Raw genomic sequence first — 25,105 nt, 5'->3', positions numbered from 1 at the left:
CTCTCAGCCAGGCCATTGGACTTTGGTTTTAGGAGTCGTTAAAACGCGCCGTATGTGCCTTTTGCACCCTGCAAACGTGCCACGATGGACGATGAAAATGACTCAATCTCAGACACTTGAACTTAATACCTGGAGCAGAGGCCTGCGTTGGGTGACCAGCGCCGTGACGCTGCATCAAAACCTGGCGGATTACGTTGAACCTCTGGCGCAAATGATCTGGCCTGGGTGGCAGGCGAGTAGCTGGCGTGCCCGCGTGCTGGAGGTTCGCCCTGAGCAAGCTGATGTATATACGCTGGTACTGCGCCCTTCAGCCAGCTGGAAAGGGTTTTTAGCAGGTCAGTACATTGAACTGTCTGCAGAGAAAAATGGTGCCAGGGCTATCCGTTGTTTCAGTATTTCGTCTTCACCGGATCACTATCGTCGTACCGGGTTAATTGAACTGACGATTCGTGAACAGCAGGGTGGACTGATTACTCCATGGCTGAAACAGGCCTTCGCCAGCGGCGGCGGTGTGAATATTTCGGCGGCAAAAGGTGAGTTTCTCTGGCCACAGGGTGATAAGCCTCTGCTTATGATCGCCGGTGGCAGCGGTATCACACCGTTTCGCTCCATGTTGCAGGAAGCTGCAGCGCGCAGCAGTACTCGTGCGGTGCATCTTATGTATTACGCACGTGATGCACATTCGTGGCTCTTTCATGAGGAATTTCAGAAGCTGATGCTGAGCTTTCCGGGGCTGACGCTGTCTTTTATGGATTCAGATGTTCAGGGCTTCATCAGCGCCCAGCATTTACACGACTTTTGCCCTGACTTTGTGACGCGGGAAGTCATGATCTGCGGGCCTTCTGCCATGATTGGCATGGCCCGCGATATTTGTGCGGGTGCGGGGATCGTATCTGACCATATCCACTTCGAGTATTTCGGCGCAGCGCCCCTGGATATGCCTGAAGCGGCGGATGGCAATTACGTGGTGTCGTTTGAGCGAGAGGGAAAAGCGGTTGCTACTGATTCTGATGCACCACAGACGTTGCTGGATGTGGCAGAGGCTAATGGTCTGAAACCGGTTTCCGGTTGTCGTATGGGAGTGTGTCATCAGTGTATCTGCCAGAAAAAGAGTGGTGTGGTGTTCAACACTCAGACTGGCCGTTATTCAGACACCGGCCCTGGCGAAATTCAGCTGTGCGTATCCGTCGCCAGCAGTGATGTCATTCTGGATTTGTGAGTTTACCCATGACGAAAACAGCTACTCCTTCAGCAGAAACACTGAATGCTTTTGAGCGTGAACTGAACGACGTTCGCGACGACTTTATGTCCCGCATTGGCCAGGCCGATGCAGATTATATTCGCAAGGTTATCCGAACTCAGCGTCTGCTTGAACTGAGCGGCCGTCTGGTGATGGTGCTGGGGTTTGTTCATCCGCTATGGTGGGTAGCCGGTGTGATCATGCTGGGCCTTGCCAAGATTCTGGATAATATGGAAATCGGCCACAATGTGATGCACGGTCAGTACGACTGGATGAATGATCCGAATATCAGCTCGCGCCGCTTTGAATGGGAAAATGCCGGTGACGGAAATTCCTGGAAGCGTTACCACAACCATGAGCACCATACCTATACCAATATTATTGGTAAGGATCGTGACTATGGGTATGGCATGCTGCGTTTGAGTGACGACTTGCCGTGGCGTCCTAAAAATCTCTGGCAATTTATCAGTTATATTAATCTGAGTTTATTGTTTCAGTGGGGCGTTGCGTACCATGAAGTGGCGGCGGAGCGCATTTTTGTCGGTAAGAACAAGCGCCGTAAAGACAGTAGCCTGCCAATCAGTCGCCGTCAGCTACGTAACGATTTCCTGAATAAAGCCGGCAAAACGATTTTTCGTGATTATATTTTCTGGCCACTGGTGTGTTTCCCTGTGTTCTGGTGGGTGTTCTTTGGCAACCTGGCAGCGAACATTATTCGTAACCTGTGGACTTCAACCATTATTTTCTGCGGTCACTTTACGGAAGAAGCGCAAACCTTTCGTGAGGAGGATTGCATTAATGAAACCCGCGGGCAGTGGTATTTTCGCCAGATCCTTGGTTCGTCTAATCTGGAAGGGCCACGCTGGTTTCATATTCTGACGGGGCACCTGAGCTGCCAGGTTGAGCACCATTTGTTCCCGGATATTCCTGCACGCCATTATCCTGAGATGGCGAAGCGCGTTGCGGAAATCTGTCATCGTCATCAGATTCCCTACAACACTGGTAGTTTCGGGCATCAGTACTTCACGGTGGTTAAGCGCGTACTCAAGTATTCTCTGCCGGATTATTTTCACTCCCGACCACGGGCTGCCGCCTGATTTCTCTGACCTGCCTTAGTGCAGTGTCTGGCCCGATGCGTATGATTTTGGTGCGCTCGGGCCTGCCTCACATATTTGCTGCCAGCAAAATGCTATTCTTCAGGCCAGATCTGACGCGGATGAGTGACTTTTTTCAGTTTTCTTGACCAATTGGCCAACTTATTGCTAAAAGCCTCTTACCAAAGCTTAAAAGGCCCTCAGGGGCACACGCTTAAATAACGGAGAGAGTTATGAAGAAAAAGCATACCAACCTGCAACGGCTGCTGGCATCAGCTGCACTGGCTCTGGGCCTCGGAGTGTCCGCTTCCGGTGCGCTGGCTGAAGATCCGCTGAAAGTCGGTTTCGTTTACGTTGGCCCGGTCGGTGACTATGGCTGGTCTTACGAGCACGATCGTGCCCGTCAGCAGGTTGAAGAACACTTCGGCGATAAAGTTAAAACCACTTACGTTGAGAAAGTGCCGGCAGGTGCTGATGCCGAGCGTGTTATCCGTCAGATGGCGCAAAGCGGCAACGACATCATTTTCACTACTTCCTTCGGTTTCATGAACCCAACCGAAAAAGTGGCCAAGCGTTTCCCTAAAGTTACTTTTGAGCACGCCACTGGTTACAAGCGCAGCAAGAACATGTCTACTTACGCGCTGCGTACCTATGAAGGCCGTTACCTGTCTGGTACTGCTGCCGGTATGATGACCAAGAGCAACACCATTGGTTACATCGCGTCTTTCCCTATTCCGGAAGTCATTCGTGATATCAACTCTGTGTACATGGCGGCTAAGGCTGTCAATCCAGAGGTTAAAATCAAAATCATGTGGGTAAGCACCTGGTACGATCCGGTTAAAGAAAGCGAAGCTGCAAACGCACTGATCGATCAGGGCGTTGATGTGATTATTCAGCACACTGACTCCCCGGCACCTCTGATGGCTGCTGAAAAACGTGGTATTAAAGCTATTGGTCAGGCGTCAGACATGAGCAAGTTCGCACCGAACGCGCATATGTTCTCTATCCGTGATGACTGGGCACCACGCTACATTGACGTTATCGAGAAAGTGAAAGCCGGTACCTGGGCACCACAGGACTTCTGGGGCGGTTTTGCTGAAGACATGCTGTCGGTTGCTTCTATGAATGACAACCTGCCAGCAGACGTTAAGAAGGCAGTTACCGAACTGCAGGCGAAGATCAAATCCGGTGAATTCCACCCATTCACTGGTCCGATCAAAGATAACCAGGGCAACGAAGTGGTTCCGGCTGGTCATACTCTGACTGACGCGGAACTGGCTGGTGTTAACTGGTATGTAGAAGGCATTGATGCCACTATTCCGAAGTAAGACATCTGTTATCTCACGCAGATGATAAACAGAGCGGCACCCGCCGCTCTGTTTGCATGGAAGCCAGACCATAAGAGCCTTGAAGCCACTCTTGGTAAGAAGATGAGCCAGCACAGCCCTGTGCAATAGACGGCTTGAAATACCCTCTTGGTAAGAGCGAATACCGGCAATGCACACGGAGTTCCGTGTGGCACCCGTTCCATTGGGGAGCAGGTGTAACATTTACCGAAAAGGCCTGACACTATGACAACAATTCCTGTCATTGATATTTCAGCACTGAGCAGTGCAAACCGTGATGACTGGCAACCAGTGATTGCCCAGATCGACCAAGCCTGTCGCGAGATCGGCTTTCTGGCCATTACCGGCCATGGCATCTCACAACATCAACTCGACTCGATGTTTGCTTTGTCCAAACGATTTTTTGAACAGCCAATGGCCGCAAAAGAAGCCATGGCAATCGCCAACAGCAGTAATCACCGTGGCTGGGGCAGCCATGGTGCTGAGCAATTGGATCCGAGCAATCCCGGAGACTGGAAAGAAACCTTCGATATGGCGATGGATATCCATCCGCAGCATCCGGTGGCACAGGCCTGTCCTGCGCTTTACGGCCCGAACCAGTACGGTGAGCTGTCAGGTTTTCAGCAGCAGATGAATCAGCACTACGGCTTACTGATGAGCGTCGCCCGCCGCATGCTGAGGGCCATGGCAATTGCACTTGGGCTCGAGGACGATTTCTTTACCCGCTATTTTACCAGCGAGCACATTTCCGTGTTACGCATGATTCACTATCCGCCGCGCCCGGCGGACCAGGTGGTGGCAGAAGGCGCCATGGCTGCCGGAGCTCACACCGATTACGGCTGTATCACTTTGCTGGCGCAGGATGACGTTGGTGGTCTTGAGGTGCAAAGCAAAGATGGCTCGTGGATCAGTGCGCCACCGGTTGCAGGCTCGCTGGTGGTAAATATCGGTGATTTACTGCAGCGCTGGACTAATGACGTCTATCGCTCTACGGCGCACCGGGTGCGCAACCTGGCGCCTGGCAAACACCGCTACTCAATGCCATTCTTTGTAGAACCGCGCTATGACACACCGGTAGCGACCATTGATGCCTGTATTTCTGCAGACAACCCGGCTCGTTATGAACCGACCACCAGTGGCGAATGGATTCTGTCACGTTTCGCTGCCACTTATGCCTATCGTCAGGATGATGCTGACGCCTGAGGCAAGCTGCGCAGGGATGCGCTGACGATCATGCGGCATCCGCCGCTGAGGAGTAACTTATGACGTTAATCGTGAAGCAGGGGCAGGAGAAAGCCAGTGAAGCATTTATTCGCATGCTGCCTAAGGCTGAGCTTCATCTGCACCTTGAAGGCTCACTTGAGCCGGAGTTAATGTTCCGCCTGGCGGAGCGCAACGGTATTCAGTTGCCGTATGGCAGTGTCGATGAAGTTCGCAAAGCCTACGATTTTACCAACCTGCAGTCGTTTCTCGATATTTATTATCAGTGCGCTGATGTCCTCAGAACCGAACAGGATTTTTATGATTTAACCTGGGCGTACCTTGAACATTGTCAGCAGGATGGGGTGGTTCATATTGAACCCTTTTTCGATCCGCAGACGCACACGGATCGTGGTATTGATATTGGTACTGTGGTCAGTGGCATTACCCGTGCGCTGCGCGACGGTAACGAGCAGCTGGACATCAGCAGTGGTCTGATTTTGTGTTTTCTGCGCCACCTGAGCGAAGACGATGCCTTTGCAACGCTGGATCTGGCGCAACCCTATCTGCAGCATTTTGTTGGTGTGGGGCTCGACTCATCTGAGGTTGGCAATCCACCTGAAAAGTTTGCGCGGGTCTTTTCCCGTTGTAAGGAACTGGGTCTGAAACGGGTGGCTCATGCGGGGGAAGAGGGGCCGGTTGCTTATATCGAAGGTGCACTTGATATCCTTGATGTGCAACGTATCGACCATGGTGTTCGCTGTACCGACAGCGAGGCCATGATGGCGCGGCTGGCACATGAGAATATACCGCTGACCGTATGTCCGCTGTCGAATACCAGACTCAAGGTCTATCAGCACATGAGTGAGCACCCGATTCTGACCTTGCTGGAGCGTGGTCTGTGCGTCACTGTTAATGCTGATGACCCCGCTTTTTTTGGCGGCTATCTGTTAACCAATTATATGGCGCTGGTGGATAGTCTCGATATGAGTCGCGAACAGGCCGCCAGGCTTGCGGCGAACAGTCTGACGGCGAGCTTCGCCAGCGAGGAGCAGAAAGCGCTCTGGCTTGAACAGCTGCAGCAAGTCTGCGCATAAATTATCAGGGGCTCAGCCCCCTTTTTATTCGCTTAAATACACCAGAAGATCGGCCAACAGTTTGTTGGCAGCACCGGCATAAGCAGTGATGCCTCTCTCGATAACATCTGCCGACTGAATCCCTGGTTCAGCTTTTAATTCCCAGGAAAAATCCCGAATAAAATACTGAATTTCTGCTGAAGTCATTTCCGGATGAAACTGTAAGCCGATAATTCGGCGGCCGATCTGAAAGGCCTGATTTTCATAGCTTGGAGAGGAAGCCAGACGTTTAGCACCAGCAGGCAAATCAAAGGTATCGTAGTGCCATTCCATCACGGTGAAAGTATCGGGGAAACGATAGGTATCGGCGTCCGGACTGAGCCCGGTTAATTCAAACCAACCGATTTCTGCCTGATGATTACGACGTATTTCGGCACCGCATTGGCTGGCAATTAACTGGGCACCTAAACACAGTCCGAGAATGGCGCAGCCACTATCAATGGCTTGTCTGATATACGCTTTCTCAGCACTAAGCCACGGGTGTTCGTGCTCATCGTGAATGCTCATCGGACCGCCACAGATAATCAGCAGATCGACGTGGGCTAAACCAGGCAGAATATAGTGCTCGTTGTACAGTTGGACCCGGCTGATTTCTGCTGTGTGTAACTGCAACCACTGTTCGCAGTAACCTGACCCTTCGTATTCAATATGCTCAAGAATGACTGCGTGCATTGCTCAGTATCCGCAAGTGTTTCCGCCAGCATATAAGGTGTTATGCGTGAATGGCATATCCTTCAGGGGGTAGGCAGCAGACATAAAAAAAGCCACCGTTAAGGTGGCTTTTTTTATGTCTGCTGAGAGGCTGCTGCTTATTTGCCGCCTTTCAGCACGTGATTAATACGTGCCTGGGTTTCCGGAGTATCCAGCAGGTTGCCAAACATCTCCATTTCCAGCTCAACCGCTTTATTAACACGCGCCTCGTGGCCCTCGGCTTTGCCCAGTTTCTTGATGGCACGAATAGAATCCTGGGAATTCTTCAGCAGCTCGCGTGCGGTATTCATGGCGGTTTCCAGTGCCTGGCCATCGTCGACCATGGCAGTCAGCAGACCCCATTTCTCGGCTTCTTCAGCGCTGAAGAAGCGGCCGGTGTACAGCAGTTCATTGGCGCGCTTAGGACCAATCGCTTCAGCCAGCAGAACAGAGCAGGCGCCTTCAGAGGTTACACCGATTTTGGCGAATGGCAGGCTGTAACGGATGCTCTTGCCAGCATAGGCGATATCAGCATGCAGCAGCATGTTGGCACCAATGCCAATCGCGACGCCTTCCTGAGCAATGATCAGGGGCTTGCTGAGTCTGGCGAAGGCTTCAAATATACCGCCGACGCGCTTTTTCAGTTCGCGAATATCGCTTGGTGGCAGCAGATCTGACAGATCGTTCCCGGCGGTAAAGCGACCTTCGGCACCGGTCAGTACCAGAACTTTTACTTCGTCATTCTGATCACTGCTGTTCAGTGCATCAATCAGATCATCGTAAGTCTGAATACGGATGGCGTTCAGTACTTTCGGGCGGTTAATGGTGATCACGGCGATGCCGTTATCAATGCTGTAAGTAATGTCCTGATACATGGTCTGACCCCGTGAATTCATGTTGGCGGGCATGATGGCAAACCCTGTAAGACAGAGCAATGATCAAAGATTACAACTCTTCGTTTTGCTGTTGTGGATGATCATCCACAACCGTTTGCCAGTAAACGTGCCAGTGCCCGGGTTGCCGGCCCTGCAGTTTCGCGCTGAGCTTCAATCAGGTACAGGTCAACATAGCGGGTACCGTCTGGTTCCAGCGGCAGTTCTTTCAGTATTCCGCGGGCCAGATCCTGTTCAATCAGATTTTCCGGCAGCCAGGCAAAGCCCAGACCGCGCCGGACTATGTTATAGCGGGTGCTGGTATGTGTGACAGTCCAGCGCTGGTGGGCCCCCAGCCAACCGCCGCTGCTGCTGCGTTTTTTGCTGCTGTCGCGCAGGACGACCTGACGATGCTGAGCAAGGTCGTCATAGGTTACCTGGCGACCAAGCAGTTGCAGAGGATGATCCGGAGTCGTTACCGGCTTAAAGCGTGAACGGTAAATATGTTCACCGTGCCAGCCATTCGGTATTTGTGGCGTTACCAGAATGTCGATGCTGTCTTCAGCAAGCATCTCATTACCGCCGCTGAGCACGAACTCTTCAAGGTCTATACGGGTATCGGGAAATTCCTGTGAGAAGGCCTCGAAAATATCGAACAGCACATTGGTGGGGTAGATAGTATCGATCGCTACGCGCACCAGCGGTTCAACTCCGCGGCTGAGGGAGTTTGCGACTTTATCCAGATGTTCGGCCTGATCCAGTAACTGATCGGCACGCAACAGCAGCAGGCGTCCGTGTTCAGTGAGCACAGCCTTACGTCCTTCGACTTCCAGTAATTGCACACCCAGCTGTTCCTGCAATTTGTGTACACCATAGCTGATGGTCGACTGACTCTTATGAATGGCTTCTGCAGCCTGGGCGTAACCACCGTGTTCGACCACAGCTTTGAACATGCGCCATTGCTCAAGGGTTGTCTTCATAATGGAACCTTTCGTTTGGGTCGAATGTAATGGGCGAAAATATGTGATTTTTTATCGAATTTACCGGATTAATATATTCATAACAACTGAGGAAACATCGTTATGAACGTATTTGAAGCCCTGACACAGCGTACGTCTGTGAACTATTTTGACACCGAACGCAGTGTTGATTCAGACACGGTTGCCGAACTGATTAATTATGCCCAGAAAGCACCGACCGCGTTCAATATTCAGCATACCCGCTATCTGGTGATCCGTGAGCAGAGCAGCAAGGATGCACTGAAAGAGATTGCCTACGGTCAGCAGAAGGTTGCCGATGCGCCGGTGGTGATTCTGGTGCTGGCAGACGAACTGGGTCATGAACGCATGCCTGAGATTGCACAGCGTGGCGTCGATGCCGGTATTTATGATGCAGGTGTACGTGACTACATGGTGGGCGCAGTGAATAACAGCTACGCCAGTAATCCAGCGTCTGCCCATGATGAAGCACTGCGCTCAGCCAGTATGGCGACGATGAATCTGATGACGGCTGCCACGGCAATGGGACTGGCCACAGGCCCGATGATTGGCTTCGACGCGCAACGGCTGAAACAGGCGCTGCACATTGGCGAGCGCTATACGCCAGCGATGATGATCACATTGGGGTATGCCCGCGAAGGTAACTGGCCTGGCAAGCCAAGGCTGGCGGCAGAAGAAGTCTCTGTATTTGATCTGAAAGTTGGCGAGACGCACGCGTTCAGCGACTGAACCAGCTACGCACCGCACTCCAGCGGTTAACCAGCAGGGCGCTGAGGATCAGTGAGCAGCCGAGTATCTGAGCGGCTGCCATGCGTTCCTCAAACCAGAATGCGGCAATGATAGCGGTCCAGACCGGCTCCAGAATCATAATCACGGCGGCGTGACTGGGACTGGTCATACCCTGAGCGTAGGTTTGCAACAGAAAACGGGCAGCGGTACCGACGGTGATACTCAGCACTAACCACATCCACATAATGGGTGGAAATGCATCCGGCCAGTCTTCCAGAAAGAACGACAGGCTCAGCGCCACGATGCCAACCAGAGCCAGCTGAATAGCACTCAGCGCCAGGGCTGAAATTCTGGCCGCAGCGCGTCCGTTAAGGATGAAGGTTACCGACAGCAATAAGGCAGCGGTAAAGAAAAACAACTGGCCCGGGTCTGGATGAAAGCCGTCTCTTAACGACAGCAGGGCCAGACCGCAAACTGCCAGCGGCAGGGCAATAAACAGTGTTGCAGCTGGTCGTTCACCAAATACCAGCCAGTTCAGCAGTGGCACCAGTACAACGGCCAGACTGGTAATAAAAGCGCCTTCGCCAAGCGTGTGGGCGTTAAACAGCCCCATGATCCAGAAACTCATGGCGGCGCCGAACACCAGGCCGACCAGTGCAGATGTTCGCCATTCGCCAGCATTCAATGTGGCCAGTGGACGGCGTCCGGGAATGGCCAGCAGCAGACCGGCGAGCAGAAAGCGATAGCCCATGAACAGCAGCGGTGGAATGCCCGCCAGGGCTTCCTTGGAAAACATCCAGCTGATAGCTGCCAGCAGGGTAACCAGTAACAGAATCAGGTCGGCGCGCAGATGTTGTGCGCCAGCAGAAGAATGAGCAGACGATGACACTCAGAGCTCAGTACAGGCAAGCAAAAGGGCGGGCAGTATTTCATACCCGACGCAGGCTGTCTGCCGCTGATGAGTGTGCTTCGGGCAATTGAGTGTTCCGCAGACGGAGGTGATCAATATGATGGTATTCAGACCGGCAGATGAACGTGGTCAGGCTGACTTTGGCTGGCTGAACAGTGCCCATACATTTTCCTTTGGCGAATATTATGATCCGCAGCATATGGGCTTTTCTGCGCTGCGGGTTATTAATGACGATCGGGTGGCACCGGCGGCTGGGTTTGCAACCCATGGTCACCGTAATATGGAGATCATCAGTCTGGTGCTTTCCGGTCAGATTGCCCACCGTGACTCCGCTGGCAATCAGCGTGTTCTTCCGGCCGGTGAGTTTCAGCTGATGTCGGCGGGCAGTGGTATTCGCCACAGCGAATTCAATGCATCAACGGCTGAGCCGCTGCATTTCCTGCAGATCTGGATACAGCCGGACGAACTGAATACCGAGCCTGGCTATCAGCAGGCCGCGTTTGACCGGCAGGCGGCGGTACAGCCCGTCATCACTGCCGATGGTCGGGATGGCACTCTGTCAATTCGACAGGATGCTGTGGTTAGTCATGTTCGTTTGCTGGAGGATACTGAGGTTGTTGATATGTCCGCAGACCGAGCCTACTACCTGCATGTCATCGACGGGCCGCTGTTGCTGAATGGGCAGGGGGACGATGTGACGGAAAAGTACCTGCAGGCTGGTGATGGCGTGGCCATAACGGCTGAAGCCGGGATCGTGCTGAGCGGTAACGGCGCTCAGGCACTGCTGTTTGATCTGCCCGGCATTCGCTGAGCGGGCAGATCAGGTGCAGACTTAATCTAGGGTGATTTCGACCATCAGATCGTTGGAAATGGCTTCCAGGCGGTCGGCCAGGTCATCCACCTCAAAACCCTGTGGAACGCGCAGGCGTGCTTCGGCCTTGAACAGAGGCACAGCTGACATTTCTGCACTGGCGCAGTCGGTGGTGAGCTCCAGAACGTTAACACCCATACCAGCCAGAGCCTGAGAAACCTCTTTTACAATGCCGGCGCGGTCGTTGCCTACCAGGTTCAGAGTCAATTCGATGCTGGCGTCTTCTCCTGCAGCGGAGCCTTGTTCTGCGTTGACCAGAATACCGCTGCTGTTGAGCGCGCTCAGGTCAGCCATCAGTGCATTGGATGCTTCCGCCGGGATGGCAATGCGCAGAATACCGGCAAATTTGCCTGCCATATGCGCCATGCGGCTTTCCAGCCAGTTACCACCATTCTTCGCGATTGCTGCAGACAGCTGCTCGACAATGCCTGGTTTATCGTCGGCTATGACCGTCAGTACCAGAAAATTTGCCATGGTTTTGATCCTTCCGATGTTCTTTCTTTATTGGATAACCTGACACTAACACAGCGGGCTGACAGCGCCCAGCCAGATAATTGATCAGCCATTGGGCAACGGCCGCGGCTTAGCGTAGAATAGCGGCCTTTATTTACCCGGATGGACCGGGGTGACTACGACAACATCTCTGATAAGACAGGAGAGACGACCTTGAAACCGGTAAAAGTAGGTATCTGTGGTTTAGGTACAGTTGGTGGCGGTACCTTCAATGTACTGACCCGAAATGCAAAAGACATCGCACGCCGGGCGGGTCGTGAGATTATTATCGAGCAGGTGGCTACCCGTCACCCGAACCCGAATGTTGATACCGGTACGGTCGCGGTTACCGACGACGTTAAGAACGTATACACCAACCCCGAAATCGATGTTGTGGTTGAGCTGATTGGCGGTTACACCATCGCCAAAGATGTTGTTCTGGGCGCCATTGAAAACGGTAAGCACGTGGTAACTGCTAACAAGGCGCTGATTGCCGTGCACGGTGATGAAATCTTCGCTGCGGCTGAAGCCAAAGGCGTGAGCGTGATGTATGAAGCAGCGGTTGCTGGTGGTATTCCGGTGATTAAAGCGGTTCGTGAAGGTCTGGCTGCTAACCGCATTAACTGGCTGGCGGGTATTATTAACGGCACCGGTAACTTCATTCTCACCGAAATGCGCGACAAAGGCCGCGACTTCGCTGATGTGCTGGCTGAAGCTCAGGCTCTGGGTTATGCCGAAGCCGATCCTACGTTTGACGTTGAAGGTATCGATGCAGCCCATAAGCTGACCATTCTGTCTTCGATTGCTTACGGTATTCCGCTGCAGTTCGAGCGTTGTTATACCGAAGGCATCTCTAAGGTGACACCGGAAGACGTTGAATACGCAGACGAACTGGGTTACCGCATCAAACACCTGGGTGTGAGTCGTCGTACCGAGCGTGGTATCGACCTGCGCGTACACCCGACCATGATTCCGGTTGGTCGTCCGATCGCAACCGTTGATGGCGTACTGAACGCAGTGATGGTGAATGGCGATGCTGTTGGCGATACCCTCTATGTAGGTGCCGGCGCGGGCGCTGAACCAACAGCTTCTGCCGTGGTTGCTGATATCGTCGATATTGCTCGTGGCTACGATGCGCCAGCGCACGCCAGCGTAAACCATCTGGCCTTCGATAAAATCGAAGACGTCCAGGTTCTGCCAATCGAAGAAATTGAAACCGCTTACTATCTGCGTCTGCAGGTGGAAGACAAAGCTGGTGTACTGGCTTCTGTTGCCACCATCCTGAGTGAGCGCGGTATCAATATTGAAGCGCTTATTCAGAAAGAGCCTAAATCTGAAGAAACCAAAGCACAGATCATCCTGCTGACTCATAAAGTGATGGAGAAGCAGATGAATGATGCGATCACGGCAATCGAAGCGCTGTCCAGCACTGTGGGTTCCGTGACCCGTATCCGTGTTGAGCACCTGAACTGATTCATTTCGATTCAGGGAATAGATAAACGGAGCTATGCTCCGTTTTTTATTTCTGGAATTTGCTGCGCGGGCTGGTTTTAAACTAGTGTTAAGTAAACCAATCCCGGCTGGAGGGATTATGCGTATTGCAGCGGTGATATTCGGCTTATGCTTTATGCTGCCATTACAGGTCACGGCAGATGAGCGTGTCGTGCGCCTGGCGTCGCTGAATTGGCCTCCGTATTCCGGTGAAACTCTGCCCGGGCAGGGAGCCAGTGTCGAAGTGGTACGTCGCGCGCTGGCTGAAATGGATTATCAGCTGGTGGTAGAGTTCTTTCCCTGGTCTCGGGTGGTGCATGTCGCTGAAGAGGAGGGCAGCCGCTTTCACGGCTATTTCCCGGAATACTTCAGCGACGCAATCAGCCAGAACTTTATATATTCTTCATCCATTGGCTCCGGTCCTCTTGGCTTTGTAGAAAATAATGAAGCACCGGTGGTCTGGCATTCTCTGGAGGATTTGAGCCGATTCCGAATCGGTGTGGTCAGTGACTACGTAAATACCAGTGAGTTCGACCGCCTTGTAGAGAATGGACATCTGCATGTTGCACCGGTGGTATCGGACAAAAACAATATCCAGAAGGTTGCGTTCGGCAGAATCGATATTGCGGTTATTGATCAGAATTTACTTGAGTACAGTATTAACAACGATCCGGAGCTAATCCCGTTAGCATCGAAAGTCCGCTTTAACCGGCACCTGCTGGAGTTAAAACAGCTGTATGTCTGTCTCCGTCGCAATTATCCGCATTTAGCTAAGGTGCTTGATGAGGGATTACAACGAATCGATATCGCCAGAATTCAGCGAGAGTATCTGCAATCTTTAAACGATTCCGCTGAACGTAATTCGATACCTGACGGAAATTAGACTCCTGTCTTTTGTGCTTTTTATTTATCTTTATAACCTTCATAACACTAAAGGCGCCAGTTTTGTGGGGCTTTACCGTGCTTCAACTATGATTTAAAGCGGGTAATCATTAACTGCTCGCAGTCAAATAACGCCCGCAAATATTTGCCTTGGTTTTGTCGATAATCTGTGCAATGACAGATTTTGAAAAACATCAGGCCGCTGTTGATAACTTGCTGTCTGCGTCTGTAAAGGCAGAGCGTGAGTATTTTCCCCGGAGGAAAAAAGCATGAAAAAATATCTGACTTCTGCGCTTCTTTGTTTCCCCTTATCTGCGATGGCAGGTGTTTCTGCTGAACTGAGTCTGGTATCCGATTATCGTTACAACGGTGTTTCACAAACAGACAAGGGAGCCGCGCTTCAGGGCTCGCTTGATTATGCTCATGATTCAGGTGTGTACGCCGGTACCTGGGCCAGTAATCTGGACTACGGCAGTGGTGACGATACCAATCTCGAAGTGGACGTTTACCTGGGGTACTACCGGGATTTAAACGACAGTCTGGCGTTCGACCTGGGGTATGCACAGTACACTTATCACGGAGCTGATTACTCTGGTGACTATGATTACGGAGAGTTTTATGCGGGCGTTGTGCTGGCTTCAGGTACGTCGTTTTACTGGAATCATGCGAGTGAGTATTTCGGAATGGATGTTGCGCACGATATTCTGAAAATCAGTCACTCAATGACAATAGGGGACTATGGAGTGGCATTGACGCTGGATTACAACAAGTCTGCCGATGTCGATGTTTACGAGTGGGATGATGGCGAGGCGTCTTATTTCGGCTACGAAGTAGCGGTCAGTCGCGATGTGGCAGATTTTACCGTCACGGCAACGCTGATGGCGACCAGCATTGACTCGGACTACAACGACAATGCTGATACAACACTGGTGCTCGGCATAAGCCGTGGCTTTGATCTGTTGCCCTGACTTGTTAAACCCGGGCGGGTTATTCCGGCGCAGTGCTGCGCCGGAGTGTTTGTGCTTCAGCGCGGCAGGTGCTGCTTAATGATGTCGTAAAGCTCCGGGCGGTTCTGTTCAATTTCATCGGCGCTGAGCCCCTCAAGGGAATGCGGGTACTTCAGCCAGGCTTCTGTTTCGTGCACAAAGTAGTCCGGTACGCGGTCTGTCTGATTACGAGTTGGCTTGTAATAGGGCACTGCTACACGGATATCGTGTGGTGTATTCAGACGCGCCAGGCGTTTCAGCTCGGTAATGATGGCTTCAATCGAACGGCCGGTGTCATAGACATCATCGACGATCAACAGGCTGTCTTCGTGAGTGATGTTTTTCACCAGATAATTCAGGCCATGAACTTTGACTTCTTTGGCCTGGTTATCAATGCCCTGATAGGACGATGTCCGTATCGCGATGTTATCGGTTTCGATACCGTGGAAGTCGAGGAATTCCTGTACTGCAATACCGATGGGGGCGCCACCACGCCAGACCGCGATCATAAAGGTTGGCCGGAAGCCACTATCGAGCACCTGTCTGGCCAGCTGGTATGAGTCTTCCAGTAAGCCCTGAGCGGTTAAGTACAGTTTGGCACCCATCTTTGTGTGTCTCCGGTTAAATCGATTACCTGACCGAATGGTCAGGTGTTATCATACCGTCCTGATACATACTCTGTCACATAAGGTTCACCATGCAGAAACGATTTTTAGATGAAGAATCCGTCATTCAGGACGCTTTCCGTCTGGGAGTACAGATTTTTGAAAGTGGTTTCCGCCCGACCTTTATCGTTGGCCTGTGGCGTGGCGGCAGCTCCGTTGGTATCTATGTACAGGAATGCCTGCAGACGCTGGGGGTGAAAACCGACCATATCGCGCTGCGAACGTCCTATCGTGGTCTTCCTGCTTATCAGAGCATGGTGGAGGCGCCGGAGGATATCCGTGTTCATGGTACCCAGTACCTGATTGAAAATCTCAATGTTGATGACGGTTTGCTGATTGTCGATGACGTGTTCAGTACCGGCCTTAACATCAGTGCAGTGATTCGCCGACTGCAGACCAAAATGAAGCGCAACTTTCCAGAGGAAGTTCGTATCGCAACGCTGTATCAGCGTCCCGAGTTCAATCGCACCGAGCTGAAACCGGATTTCTTTCTGCATGAAACCGGTGACTGGCTGGTGTTTCCATACGAACTCAAAGGCCTGAGTCGTGAAGAAATCGACAGTTCCAAATCCTGGGTTGCACCGTATCTGGCTGATTAAATCATCATCAGTGATACTAAAGCGTCAGATCATAGGCTTGGTGAATACCTGAAAGCCTGAGACAATGGCCTCCCGAAGCGGAGAAGCCGACGTGAACCTCGATCGAATAGACCTGAATCTGCTGGTGTATCTGGACGTACTGCTGCGTGAAGGCAGTGTGACCAAGGCTGCCCAGCAGCTCGGTATTACCCAGCCCGCCATGAGCAACGGCCTGCGCCGTCTGCGCGAACTGTTCAATGACCCATTACTGGTGCGCACTTCCGATGGTATGACACCAACTGAACGGGCGCAGGAACTGCAACCGGTGATCCGCAAGGCGCTGGGTGAGCTTGAAATTGCCCTGCAACCGCTGGAAGAATTCGATGCCCAGAGCAGTCATCGGGTGTTCCGGATTATGGTCAGTGATTATGCTGAATCAACTCTGGTGCCCGAGCTGGTTAAGCGTCTGCGTACCGACGCACCGGACATCATTCTCGATGTACTGACGCCTTCGGATGTGACCTTCAAAGATGTGGAAGCCGGTAAGGTTGATATGGCGATCAACCGTTTCGACGAGATGCCGCAGTCTTTCCATCAGATGACCCTGTGGCAGGACGATTTTGTCTGTCTGGTTAATCCGGATCATCCTGGTATTAAGAACTTTGATCTGAATGCCTACCTGGCCAGCAAGCACATCTGGGTGAGCAAAACCGGCATGGGCGCAGGGGTTGGTATCGACCCGGAAAAGGTTATTCGTCTGGGATGGGTGGATAACGCTCTGTCCAAATTGGGGCAGAAACGTAAAATTTCGGTGTTCACTCGTCACTATCAGATGCCGGCATTACTGGCCCTGAACAATGATCTGGTGGCCACTCTTCCGCGCAAAGTGGCGGATATGCAGGCCGAGTCGGCCTCGCTGGTAGTGAAGGAGCCGCCGTTCAAAATCCCGCCGTTCGAGCTGAAAATGGCCTGGTCACCACTGCTGCAGCATCATCAGGCGCATCGCTGGCTGCGCCGAACGATTGTCGACGTTGCCCAGTACTGCTGAGTGCGTGTCCTTAGTTGATGGTGGTCAATATTGCCTGAACTTCCTTCGGTTATCGTGCTCGCAGATCAGATAACTGAAGGAGGCGCTATGACCATCGTTATGCGCGACTACCCTCCGATGGCGCAGGATTTCATGAATCGCGAGCATGAAGACTTCGCCAATCTCCTCAACGCTGCCGAACAGGCGCTGCTGATGGGTGAGGCTGCCTTGCCACACCTGAATCTCCTGTACGACCACTGTGTGAAGCATTTCGCCCACGAAGAGGAGGAGATGCAGCGTTATCACTTTCCTCCTTATCCGGTGCACAAGGCAGAACACGAACGGGTGCTGGGCATGTTCCGTGATCAGCTGGCAAATTTTGAAGCCACAGGTGATGTCAGTCCGGTGCTGGAATTTTTACTGGAGACCGTACCGGACTGGTTTGGTCAGCATCTGCGCAGTATGGATCGGGTCACTTCGCAGTTCCTGTTCCAGCAAAAGGGGGACGCCGCCTGACATCATGGAATGATGTCGGGCTGTACGTAAATGGATTGGCGCTGGGGGTTCTGGCCTGGGTTCAGACCCACGGCTGGCCTCACGGCTAAGATTTCTGCCCGCTTCAGCGGCGGGTCAGCAGCATGCACAGCACGTGCTCGTCTCCTGCCGCCAGCGTGACCGCATCGTCGGCCGCATTGGCGGTTTCAACACAGAACATGCGCTGGTAGTCATCAGCGGCAAACTGGCTCAGGCGCAGACTTTTCTCAATCCACGGGTTCCACACCACGGCACTGTGACTGCCCTGACAGCTGAGGTCTGTGGTGTGTTTCGGGGTGATCAGCGACAGGGTTTCCTCACCAAAGTAAATGCGGTCAGTTTCACCACCGAAGCTGATATCGCCTTGCTGGGTTTTGCGTTGCCAGCCTTCCAGTGTTTCCAGATACGATTCGCCATCGAAGCCAGATATACGCGTGTTGTGAATGTCGGACGTCGGGAAGTAAGTATGCAGTGCCTGTGAGAAACTGACCGCAGTCTCACCCTTATTCGTCGTCGCCAGAACCACGCTCACGCTGGATGCGGTAAAACGGAATTCCGCTTCTACGGCCAGATCGGCCTGCCACAGTGGATGCTGACAGTCATCGAGGGTCAGCGTAATAACCACTTCGTCATTATCCTCATAAGCCTCGGCCAGCGACCAGATACGGGTGCGGGCAAAACCATGGGCCGGAGCCTGTTCTGCATCGGCAATATGATGTTTTACCGCGTCCGGGTTCATGGTGGCATTGCCGAACCACGGCCAGCATAGCGGAATGCCACCGCGCAGTGAGGTACCTTGTTTGTATTCCACCGAGTCGCTGAGCCATAGCCAGCTTTCTTCACCTGCCGGAGCATAATGCAGCAACTGCGCGCCCTGAAGTAACAGGTCTGCGCTGAAAGCCGGATGGCGGACCTCCAGGCAGTCGAGCTCGCCTCGTTTATTAACGGAAATGCTCGGTGCCGCAGTCTTAAGGAGGGTGGAAATATCAGACATGGAAAATCCCTTTTGCAGAGAGGGGAAAATGATTCGTGGTTATAATGGCACAAAACCTTAAACAGCGGCGTTCCGGGTAGTTAAAAGCAGTGAGTATTCCGTCGAAAAATGAACTGAAGTCAGCCTTGCTCGCCAGTCTCGATAACGATATCGATGCGGCGCTGGCTGCCGCCCGTCAGGCCCAGGCAACGGCGTCACATGAGCAGAACAAGCCGGAAAATCAGTACGACACGCTGGCGCTGGAAGCCGCATACCTGGCCCATGGTCAGTCTGAGCGTATCCGGGAGTTACAGCAGCTGCGCATTCGCATCGGCCAGTGGTCGGTACCGGAATTCGATGCCGATGATCTGGCCGGGTTAGGAGCGCTGGTGCAACTACAGGGCGGTGCTGAAAATGATCACCCCGCTGAGCGCTGGCTGTGGATCGCGCCTGTCGGTGGGCGTCAGATAGAGGTCGATGGTTTGTCGGTTCAGGTTATCAGCCTTCAGGCGCCATTAGCTCAGCAACTGATACGTCTGGGCGAGGGAGATGAACTTACGCTGGGCACCGATTGTTGGCAGCTCGAACACCTCAGTTAGTAGCTGTTCTATCTATTAATAGGGGCGAAGCTCCTCTCGCTGTTGCCAATCTCTTTTATGACTCATTTCGTCTGATATTTTCCCTCTAGGAAAGTATCTGTCGCATTGTGCTGTATTAGCTCATCTATAAGGTGTATTCCCGGCCATATCGGCTATGTATAAGTGTTTACTTATGGACCTTATAAAAAATCAATTTGGTTAAAACCTGTCCGACAGGTTGCTACAAAAGTCTAAGATCTGTATAAATCGCCGTCCCGTGCAAAGGGCATAGGGTAATTCGGGCCACAAGCCCAGTTAGAGGCGCATATCCGCGCTGGAACGACAATCTGATTTTTACCTACAGGCGAAATCAAAATGGCTACAAATAAGCTGGACGTACTGCTGGTTGGCGGCGGCGTGATGAGCGCAACGCTGGGCACGCTGCTCAGTAAACTGGACCCCTCGTTCAAACTGATGATGGTTGAACGCCTGGATCGGGTGGCACATGAAAGTACGGATGGCTGGAACAACGCGGGTACAGGACACGCAGGTTACTGCGAGCTGAACTACACGCCGGAAGACGCGAAGGGTAACGTGGAAATCGACCGTGCCCTTACGATCAATGCCAATTTTGAAATTTCTCTGCAGCTGTGGACCACTTTGATCGGCACTGGCGATCTGCCGGCTCCACAGAACTTTATCAATACCACGCCACACATCAGCTTCGTCTGGGGCGAGAAGAACGTTAACTTCCTGCGTCAGCGCTGGGAAAAACTGTCGGCTCATCACCTGTTCCGGGAAATGGAATACAGCGAAGACCCGGAAGTTCTGCGTCAGTGGATGCCGCTGGTGATGGAAGGCCGCAGTGCGGATGAAAAGGTTGCAGCTACTCGTATCGCGCATGGCAGCGATGTCGACTTCGGCTCCCTGACCCGCAATCTGGTCGGCTCCCTGCAAAAGCATGACAACTTTGAACTGGCACTCAGCACTGAGGTGTCTTCGATTAAGAAGACCGCTGATGGTCGCTGGGATGTGCGTTTGAAAAACCGCGCCAGCGGCAAGACTCAGACAGTAAACACTGCCTTCGTATTCCTTGGTGCCGGTGGTGGTGCGCTGCCGCTGCTGCAGATGTCTGGTATCCCGGAAGGCAAGGGCTACGGTGGCTTCCCGGTATCTGGTCAGTGGCTGGTGTGTCAGGACGAAGCGGTTATCAAGCAGCATTACGCCAAGGTCTATGGCAAGGCGGCGATCGGTGCGCCACCGATGTCTGTACCACACATGGATACCCGTATCATCAACGGCAAACCAGCACTGCTGTTTGGTCCGTACGCCGGTTTCACCACCAAGTTCCTGAAAGAAGGTTCGGTGATGGATCTGATTAAGTCCGTGCGTCCCAACAATCTGCTGCCGATGATGGATGTGGGTCTGCACAACTTCGACCTGACCAAATATCTGATCAGCGAAGTGATGCAATCACATGAAGATCGTGTAAATGCGCTGCGTGATTACTTCCCGGCTGCGGAATCCGCTAAGTGGACTCTGGCACAGGCCGGTCAGCGTGTGCAGATCATCAAAAAAGATACCAATGGCCGCGGCAAACTGGAGTTCGGTACTGAACTCGTGGCTGCGGCTGATGGCTCTCTGGCAGCTCTGCTGGGGGCCTCGCCAGGTGCATCGGTGGCGGCTCAGGCCATGATCGAAGTGCTTGAGCGCTGCTTTAAGGACCGTATGGATGGCGGCTGGACTGCGCGCCTGAAAGAACTGGTGCCTTCCTATGGTGAATCCCTGATTGCCGACGCCGAACTGCTCGGTCGGGTTCGTCAGAACACTTTGTCTACCCTGGGGCTGCAGCGCGATTAAGCACTGCGGTCTCACCAAGCTTTTAAGTAATCCAACAGGAGTGTTAACTATGTTGATTGGTGTACCTAAGGAAATCTATCCTGGGGAAGCCCGGGTCGCCCTGATTCCATCAGGTATTCAGACTCTTCTGGACGCTGGCTTCGAAGTCGTTGTTCAGGAAGGTGCTGGCGATGCCGCTCACTTTGCCGATGATGAATACCGTAACTGTGGTGCGAGTATCGCACCGACGGCGGAATCCCTGTACGAACAGGCAGACATCATCCTTAAAGTCCGTCAGCCGCTGGACAGCGAAGTACCAATGCTGAAAGAAAACAGCACGCTGATCTGTATGCTGGACGCCTGGTTCAACCTGCCTCTGGTTAAACAACTGGCTGCACGTAACGTGCGCTCATTTGCGCTGGAATTCATTCCGCGTACCACCCGCGCGCAGTCTATGGACGTACTCAGCTCCATGGGTGCGATCTCCGGTTATCGTTCAGTACTGACCGGCGCTATGGCGCTGCCACAGTACTTCCCGATGCTGATGACTGCTGCCGGTACCATTCACCCGGCGCGCGTATTCATCATCGGTGCCGGTGTTGCTGGTCTGATGGCTATCTCTACTGCTCGTCGTCTGGGCGCTGTTGTTGAAGCGTACGATACCCGTGCCGAAGTACGTGAACAGGTTGAATCTCTGGGCGCTAAGTTCGTTGAATTCGATCTGCCACAGGAAGAGGGCGGTGCAACCGGCGGTTACGCGACTGAGAAGTCTGAAGAGTTTTACCGTAAGCAGCGCGAGCAGATGACCACCAAGATCTCCCAGGCAGATCTGGTTATCACCACCGCTGCGATCCCTGGTAAGGCGTCTCCACGTCTGATCACCAAAGACATGCTGCACTACATGAAGAAAGGTTCGGTCATCGTGGATCTGGCTGCTGAGCGTGGCGGTAACGTCGAAGGCACAGTATCCGGTGAAAAAGTGTACCTGGACGGCGTCACCATCATTGGTTACACCGACCACCCGGGCCGTGTACCGGTTCATGCATCCCAGCTGCTGACCAAAAACATCTCTACATTCCTGCTGAATATGGCTGCTGACGGCCAGCTCAACGTGAATATGGAAGACGACATTGTGGCCGCCACTCTGGTAACAGAAAACGGCGAAATCAAACACGAAGGCCTGAAGGCCCAGATCGGGGAGTAAGTCTGATGGAAATGTTCATCATGAGCCTCACCATTTTCGTACTGGCGATCTTCGTCGGTGTGGAAGTGATTAACAAAGTACCACCAACACTGCACACCCCGCTGATGAGCGGCACGAACGCCATCTCCGGTATCGTGGTTGTGGGTGCAATCCTCAGCTCTGGCGGCAGCGAGCACACCACTGTGCTGTCCACCGTTCTGGGTGTGGCGGCGATCGCGCTGGCCACCATCAACATCGTGGCCGGTTTTATGGTAACCGACCGCATGCTGAACATGTTCAAGAAGAAATAAGGTAGCGTTTTACAATGGAAATTCTGATTAATCTGGGTTACCTCGTTGCTGCCGTTCTGTTCATCCTCGGCATCAAGGGTATGACCACCCCTAAAACTGCAGTTCGTGGTAACCAGTTTTCTGCCAGCGGTATGCTGATTGCTGTGATCGTGGCGCTGCTGGATCACAATGTTGTGAGCTACGAGTACATCATTATTGGTGTTCTGATTGGTGGCACCATCGGTGGCATTATGGCGAAGAAAGTAGCCATGACCGATATGCCGGAAATGGTTGCTGCGCTGAATGGTATCGGTGGTGGTGCATCCCTGCTGGTAGCAGCGGCTAACTACCTGGAAAGCCAGAAACTGGCGGAAATGGGCAAGTTCGTTCCAACTTACGACTGGTCTATCGCGGTTATTCTGTCCATCCTGATCGGTGCGGTAACCCTGACCGGTTCTTTCGTTGCTGTGGGCAAACTGAAAGGCAAAATCGGCGACAGCAACAAAGTTAAGCTGTTCAAGTGGATCGTTAAACTGTGTCTGCTGACTCTGCTGGCCGGTGCTGGTTACTTCGCTGCGGTTGATCCGCTGCACGCTGACCTGCTGGTTGCTGGTCTGATCGTACTGTGTCTGGTTCTGGGTGTGTGTCTGGTAATGCCTATCGGTGGTGCCGACATGCCGGTTGTGGTTTCTCTGCTGAACTCCTACTCCGGCCTGGCCGGTGCGGCTGCCGGTTTCGTTCTGGGTAACAACGGTCTGATCATCACCGGTTCTCTGGTTGGTGCGTCCGGTATCATCCTGACGTCCATCATGTGTAAAGCGATGAACCGTTCCCTGACTAACGTACTGTTCGGTGGTTCTATGGCGGCAACGGCTGGCGTGAGCAAGTCTGAGAACGATGCTTTCTACGAAGGCAAAGTGAAGTTCTCTTCTGCTGATGAACTGGCGATGTTGCTCGACGGTGCACAGAAAGTGGTATTCGTACCGGGTTACGGTCTGGCGGTAGCTCAGGCTCAGCACGCCACTCGTGAACTGGCTAACATGCTGGAAGCCAATGGCGCTGAAGTTAAGTACGCGATTCACCCGGTTGCCGGCCGTATGCCTGGTCATATGAACGTACTGCTGGCGGAAGCCGAAGTACCTTACGATCAGCTGGTTGAAATGGACACCATCAACCCTGAGTTCTCTCAGACTGATGTTGCCATTGTTCTGGGTGCTAACGACGTGGTTAACCCTGCGGCTTCTAAAGATCCTAACTCTCCGATCTTTGGTATGCCTATTCTGGATGTACATAACGCACGTACCGTGGTTGTGGTTAAACGTGGTCTGTCTCCAGGCTTCGCTGGTATCCCGAACGAACTCTTCATCCGTGACAACAGCCTGATGGTGTCCGGTGATGCGAAGAAAGTTCTGCAGGACACTATTTCTGCGCTGAAAGATCTGTAATTACAGACTTACCGCAGATACAGAAAAGCCGCCTCCGGGCGGCTTTTTTTATGTCTGCTTCCTGTACCTGAGCGTGCTCGTTCAGCGATGTGCTATCTTTTTGGGATAAGTTAGCTCTTTCTGCTGAGGCCTGTTTATGCCAGCCATACTGCGTTTTCCCTGTTTGATGGTTGCTCTGCTGGTCTTCAATATACCGTTATCTTCTGCGGCGGATTCTGCGCTGATTCGGGTGCAGCCCCAGCGCACAACACTGGATGGCAGCCACCGTTATTTCATTGACCTCCTGCAGCGCGTTATTGAAGTGACAGAAGACGAGTTCGGCCCGGCAAGGGTTGAGACCAGTCGCTTACGTTTCAGTCAGGCGCGGGCATTTCAGGCGCTGACAGATCATCAGATTGATGTCTTCTGGGCGGGAACCAATCCCGATCGGGAATTACCGGTGGCTCCGGTGCGGGTGCCTTTGTACGGTGGTCTGCTCGGGGGGCGGGTGCCGGTCATCCGCCGTGCCGATAAAGCGCGTTTTGATGCGATTGAAAATGACCGGCAGTTACAGGCGATGCTCGCCTGTCAGGGGGGATCACTGGCCGGATTCCGATATTCTGGAAGCTAATCACTACCGGGTGCAGCGCGTTACCCTGTTTGAGGTGATGTACAACATGCTGCAAAGCGGACGTTGCGATTATTTCCCGCGAGGGTTAAATGAGGTTTACGCCGAGGTCGGTAATGTGCAGCGCCATGATCTTATGGCCTATGACCGACTGCTCCTGAGCTATCCGTTTCCTATGTACTTCTTTGTGGCACAGGACAATCCTCAACTGCTGAAGCGACTGGAAACAGGAATGAATCAACTGGTCGACAGTGGCGAGTTGTGGCGCTTTATGCAGCAGCACGAAACGACACGGCAGATTTTTCCTCTGGGTCGTCTGCGTGACAGTACGATCTTTCATCTGACTAATCCGTTATTGCCAGATAAAACGCCGCTGGATGATCAGCGCCTGTGGTTGCGTATTGAGTAACACGCTATGCCATAAACAGAAAAGGGCAGTCCGGTTTCCC

Annotated in this window: 27 protein-coding genes; 20 read left to right on the top strand and 7 right to left on the bottom strand. The window is 52.8% G+C overall.

The annotated features are described in order from the left end of the window. Positions 1-97: 97 nt before the first annotated feature. The 5 genes from I9W95_RS01250 (at position 98) to I9W95_RS01230 (ending at position 5,977) form a co-directional block, all read left to right on the top strand. On the top strand, positions 98-1,219 hold the full coding sequence (locus I9W95_RS01250) for a ferredoxin reductase (protein ID WP_225670952.1): 1,122 nt from the start codon (positions 98-100) through the stop codon (positions 1,217-1,219). 8 nt (positions 1,220-1,227) lie between these two features. Next, positions 1,228-2,337, top strand: a complete 1,110-nt coding sequence (locus I9W95_RS01245; RefSeq protein ID WP_225670950.1) for a fatty acid desaturase family protein — start codon at positions 1,228-1,230, stop codon at positions 2,335-2,337. Between the two features lie 230 nt (positions 2,338-2,567). Beyond that, positions 2,568-3,662 carry a BMP family ABC transporter substrate-binding protein gene (locus I9W95_RS01240; protein ID WP_225670948.1) on the top strand — a complete coding sequence of 365 codons (1,095 nt, stop codon included), beginning with the start codon at positions 2,568-2,570 and terminating at the stop codon, positions 3,660-3,662. Between the two features lie 243 nt (positions 3,663-3,905). After that, complete coding sequence (locus tag I9W95_RS01235; RefSeq protein ID WP_225670946.1) at positions 3,906-4,883, top strand: isopenicillin N synthase family dioxygenase; 978 nt, start codon at positions 3,906-3,908, stop codon at positions 4,881-4,883. A 59-nt stretch (positions 4,884-4,942) separates the two neighbouring features. Beyond that, entirely contained in the window at positions 4,943-5,977 is a 1,035-nt protein-coding gene (locus tag I9W95_RS01230) for an adenosine deaminase (RefSeq protein WP_225670945.1), read from the top strand. A gap of 24 nt (positions 5,978-6,001) precedes the next feature. On the opposite strand, the gene I9W95_RS01225 is transcribed toward I9W95_RS01230, so the two are convergent. From I9W95_RS01225 to I9W95_RS01215, 3 genes are all read right to left on the bottom strand, one after another. After that, positions 6,002-6,688, bottom strand: coding sequence for a type 1 glutamine amidotransferase (locus I9W95_RS01225; RefSeq protein WP_225670944.1), 687 nt, complete (start codon positions 6,686-6,688; stop codon positions 6,002-6,004). A 137-nt stretch (positions 6,689-6,825) separates the two neighbouring features. Then, positions 6,826-7,614: an enoyl-CoA hydratase/isomerase family protein gene (locus I9W95_RS01220; RefSeq protein ID WP_225670943.1), complete on the bottom strand. Its 789-nt coding sequence runs from the start codon at positions 7,612-7,614 to the stop codon at positions 6,826-6,828. A gap of 68 nt (positions 7,615-7,682) precedes the next feature. Continuing rightward, positions 7,683-8,558: a LysR family transcriptional regulator gene (locus I9W95_RS01215; protein ID WP_225670942.1), complete on the bottom strand. Its 876-nt coding sequence runs from the start codon at positions 8,556-8,558 to the stop codon at positions 7,683-7,685. Between the two features lie 102 nt (positions 8,559-8,660). Between I9W95_RS01215 and I9W95_RS01210 the strand changes: the two genes are divergently transcribed. Then, positions 8,661-9,305 (top strand): nitroreductase family protein, encoded by a 645-nt coding sequence (locus I9W95_RS01210; protein ID WP_225670941.1) that lies wholly within the window; start codon positions 8,661-8,663, stop codon positions 9,303-9,305. Here the strand turns inward: I9W95_RS01210 and I9W95_RS01205 are convergent. Continuing rightward, a complete protein-coding gene (locus tag I9W95_RS01205; protein WP_225670940.1) occupies positions 9,295-10,194 on the bottom strand; it encodes a DMT family transporter in 900 nt (299 codons plus the stop codon). The genes I9W95_RS01210 and I9W95_RS01205 overlap by 11 nt on opposite strands. Positions 10,195-10,312: 118 nt before the next feature. On the opposite strand from I9W95_RS01205, the gene I9W95_RS01200 reads away from it, so the two are divergent. Further along, positions 10,313-11,026: a pirin family protein gene (locus I9W95_RS01200; protein ID WP_225670938.1), complete on the top strand. Its 714-nt coding sequence runs from the start codon at positions 10,313-10,315 to the stop codon at positions 11,024-11,026. A 21-nt stretch (positions 11,027-11,047) separates the two neighbouring features. Here I9W95_RS01200 and I9W95_RS01195 read toward each other — a convergent pair whose 3' ends face one another. Then, on the bottom strand, positions 11,048-11,560 hold the full coding sequence (locus tag I9W95_RS01195; protein ID WP_225670936.1) for a glycine cleavage system protein R: 513 nt from the start codon (positions 11,558-11,560) through the stop codon (positions 11,048-11,050). 192 nt (positions 11,561-11,752) lie between these two features. Here I9W95_RS01195 and I9W95_RS01190 point away from each other — a divergent pair, with 192 nt between their 5' ends. The 3 genes from I9W95_RS01190 (at position 11,753) to I9W95_RS01180 (ending at position 14,919) form a co-directional block, all read left to right on the top strand. Then, on the top strand, positions 11,753-13,051 hold the full coding sequence (locus I9W95_RS01190) for a homoserine dehydrogenase (RefSeq protein ID WP_225670934.1): 1,299 nt from the start codon (positions 11,753-11,755) through the stop codon (positions 13,049-13,051). 34 nt (positions 13,052-13,085) lie between these two features. Continuing rightward, on the top strand, positions 13,086-13,952 hold the full coding sequence (locus I9W95_RS01185; RefSeq protein WP_225670932.1) for a substrate-binding periplasmic protein: 867 nt from the start codon (positions 13,086-13,088) through the stop codon (positions 13,950-13,952). A 268-nt stretch (positions 13,953-14,220) separates the two neighbouring features. Continuing rightward, positions 14,221-14,919 (top strand): TorF family putative porin, encoded by a 699-nt coding sequence (locus I9W95_RS01180; RefSeq protein ID WP_225670930.1) that lies wholly within the window; start codon positions 14,221-14,223, stop codon positions 14,917-14,919. A gap of 56 nt (positions 14,920-14,975) precedes the next feature. Here the strand turns inward: I9W95_RS01180 and I9W95_RS01175 are convergent, their stop codons facing one another. After that, on the bottom strand, positions 14,976-15,542 hold the full coding sequence (locus tag I9W95_RS01175; protein WP_225670928.1) for a phosphoribosyltransferase: 567 nt from the start codon (positions 15,540-15,542) through the stop codon (positions 14,976-14,978). A gap of 92 nt (positions 15,543-15,634) precedes the next feature. Here I9W95_RS01175 and I9W95_RS01170 point away from each other — a divergent pair, with 92 nt between their 5' ends. The 3 genes from I9W95_RS01170 to I9W95_RS01160 all read left to right on the top strand — a co-directional run bounded on the left by I9W95_RS01170 (position 15,635) and on the right by I9W95_RS01160 (position 17,723). Further along, positions 15,635-16,201, top strand: coding sequence for a phosphoribosyltransferase (locus tag I9W95_RS01170; RefSeq protein ID WP_225670926.1), 567 nt, complete (start codon positions 15,635-15,637; stop codon positions 16,199-16,201). Between the two features lie 91 nt (positions 16,202-16,292). Then, the gene (locus I9W95_RS01165; RefSeq protein ID WP_225670924.1) at positions 16,293-17,228 is read left to right on the top strand and encodes a LysR family transcriptional regulator; all 936 of its coding nucleotides are present in this window, start codon (positions 16,293-16,295) and stop codon (positions 17,226-17,228) included. Between the two features lie 87 nt (positions 17,229-17,315). Further along, a complete protein-coding gene (locus I9W95_RS01160; protein WP_225670922.1) occupies positions 17,316-17,723 on the top strand; it encodes a bacteriohemerythrin in 408 nt (135 codons plus the stop codon). A 103-nt stretch (positions 17,724-17,826) separates the two neighbouring features. On the opposite strand, the gene I9W95_RS01155 is transcribed toward I9W95_RS01160, so the two are convergent. Then, positions 17,827-18,735 carry a D-hexose-6-phosphate mutarotase gene (locus I9W95_RS01155; protein WP_225670920.1) on the bottom strand — a complete coding sequence of 303 codons (909 nt, stop codon included), beginning with the start codon at positions 18,733-18,735 and terminating at the stop codon, positions 17,827-17,829. A gap of 89 nt (positions 18,736-18,824) precedes the next feature. On the opposite strand from I9W95_RS01155, the gene I9W95_RS01150 reads away from it, so the two are divergent. The 7 genes from I9W95_RS01150 (at position 18,825) to I9W95_RS01120 (ending at position 25,065) form a co-directional block, all read left to right on the top strand. Further along, the gene (locus I9W95_RS01150; RefSeq protein WP_225670918.1) at positions 18,825-19,313 is read left to right on the top strand and encodes a hypothetical protein; all 489 of its coding nucleotides are present in this window, start codon (positions 18,825-18,827) and stop codon (positions 19,311-19,313) included. Between the two features lie 354 nt (positions 19,314-19,667). Beyond that, positions 19,668-21,152 (top strand): malate dehydrogenase (quinone), encoded by a 1,485-nt coding sequence (gene mqo / locus I9W95_RS01145; RefSeq protein WP_225670916.1) that lies wholly within the window; start codon positions 19,668-19,670, stop codon positions 21,150-21,152. A 49-nt stretch (positions 21,153-21,201) separates the two neighbouring features. Continuing rightward, the gene (locus tag I9W95_RS01140) at positions 21,202-22,335 is read left to right on the top strand and encodes a Re/Si-specific NAD(P)(+) transhydrogenase subunit alpha (protein ID WP_225670914.1); all 1,134 of its coding nucleotides are present in this window, start codon (positions 21,202-21,204) and stop codon (positions 22,333-22,335) included. A gap of 20 nt (positions 22,336-22,355) precedes the next feature. Next, positions 22,356-22,625 carry an NAD(P) transhydrogenase subunit alpha gene (locus I9W95_RS01135; RefSeq protein ID WP_451923592.1) on the top strand — a complete coding sequence of 90 codons (270 nt, stop codon included), beginning with the start codon at positions 22,356-22,358 and terminating at the stop codon, positions 22,623-22,625. A gap of 14 nt (positions 22,626-22,639) precedes the next feature. Further along, positions 22,640-24,049, top strand: a complete 1,410-nt coding sequence (locus I9W95_RS01130; RefSeq protein ID WP_225670910.1) for an NAD(P)(+) transhydrogenase (Re/Si-specific) subunit beta — start codon at positions 22,640-22,642, stop codon at positions 24,047-24,049. A 136-nt stretch (positions 24,050-24,185) separates the two neighbouring features. Continuing rightward, complete coding sequence (locus I9W95_RS01125; RefSeq protein WP_225670908.1) at positions 24,186-24,659, top strand: hypothetical protein; 474 nt, start codon at positions 24,186-24,188, stop codon at positions 24,657-24,659. Then, complete coding sequence (locus I9W95_RS01120) at positions 24,586-25,065, top strand: transporter substrate-binding domain-containing protein (RefSeq protein WP_225670906.1); 480 nt, start codon at positions 24,586-24,588, stop codon at positions 25,063-25,065. The genes I9W95_RS01125 and I9W95_RS01120 overlap by 74 nt, the downstream gene beginning before the upstream one ends. Positions 25,066-25,105 lie beyond the last annotated feature (40 nt).

It is taken from the genome of Thalassolituus marinus (genome assembly GCF_020320395.1).
GTDB classification, from domain to species: Bacteria; Pseudomonadota; Gammaproteobacteria; order Pseudomonadales; family Oceanobacteraceae; genus Venatoribacter; species Venatoribacter marinus.
The sequence above is the reverse complement of the archived record's forward strand: the minus strand, read 5'-3'. Positions and strand labels throughout refer to the sequence as shown.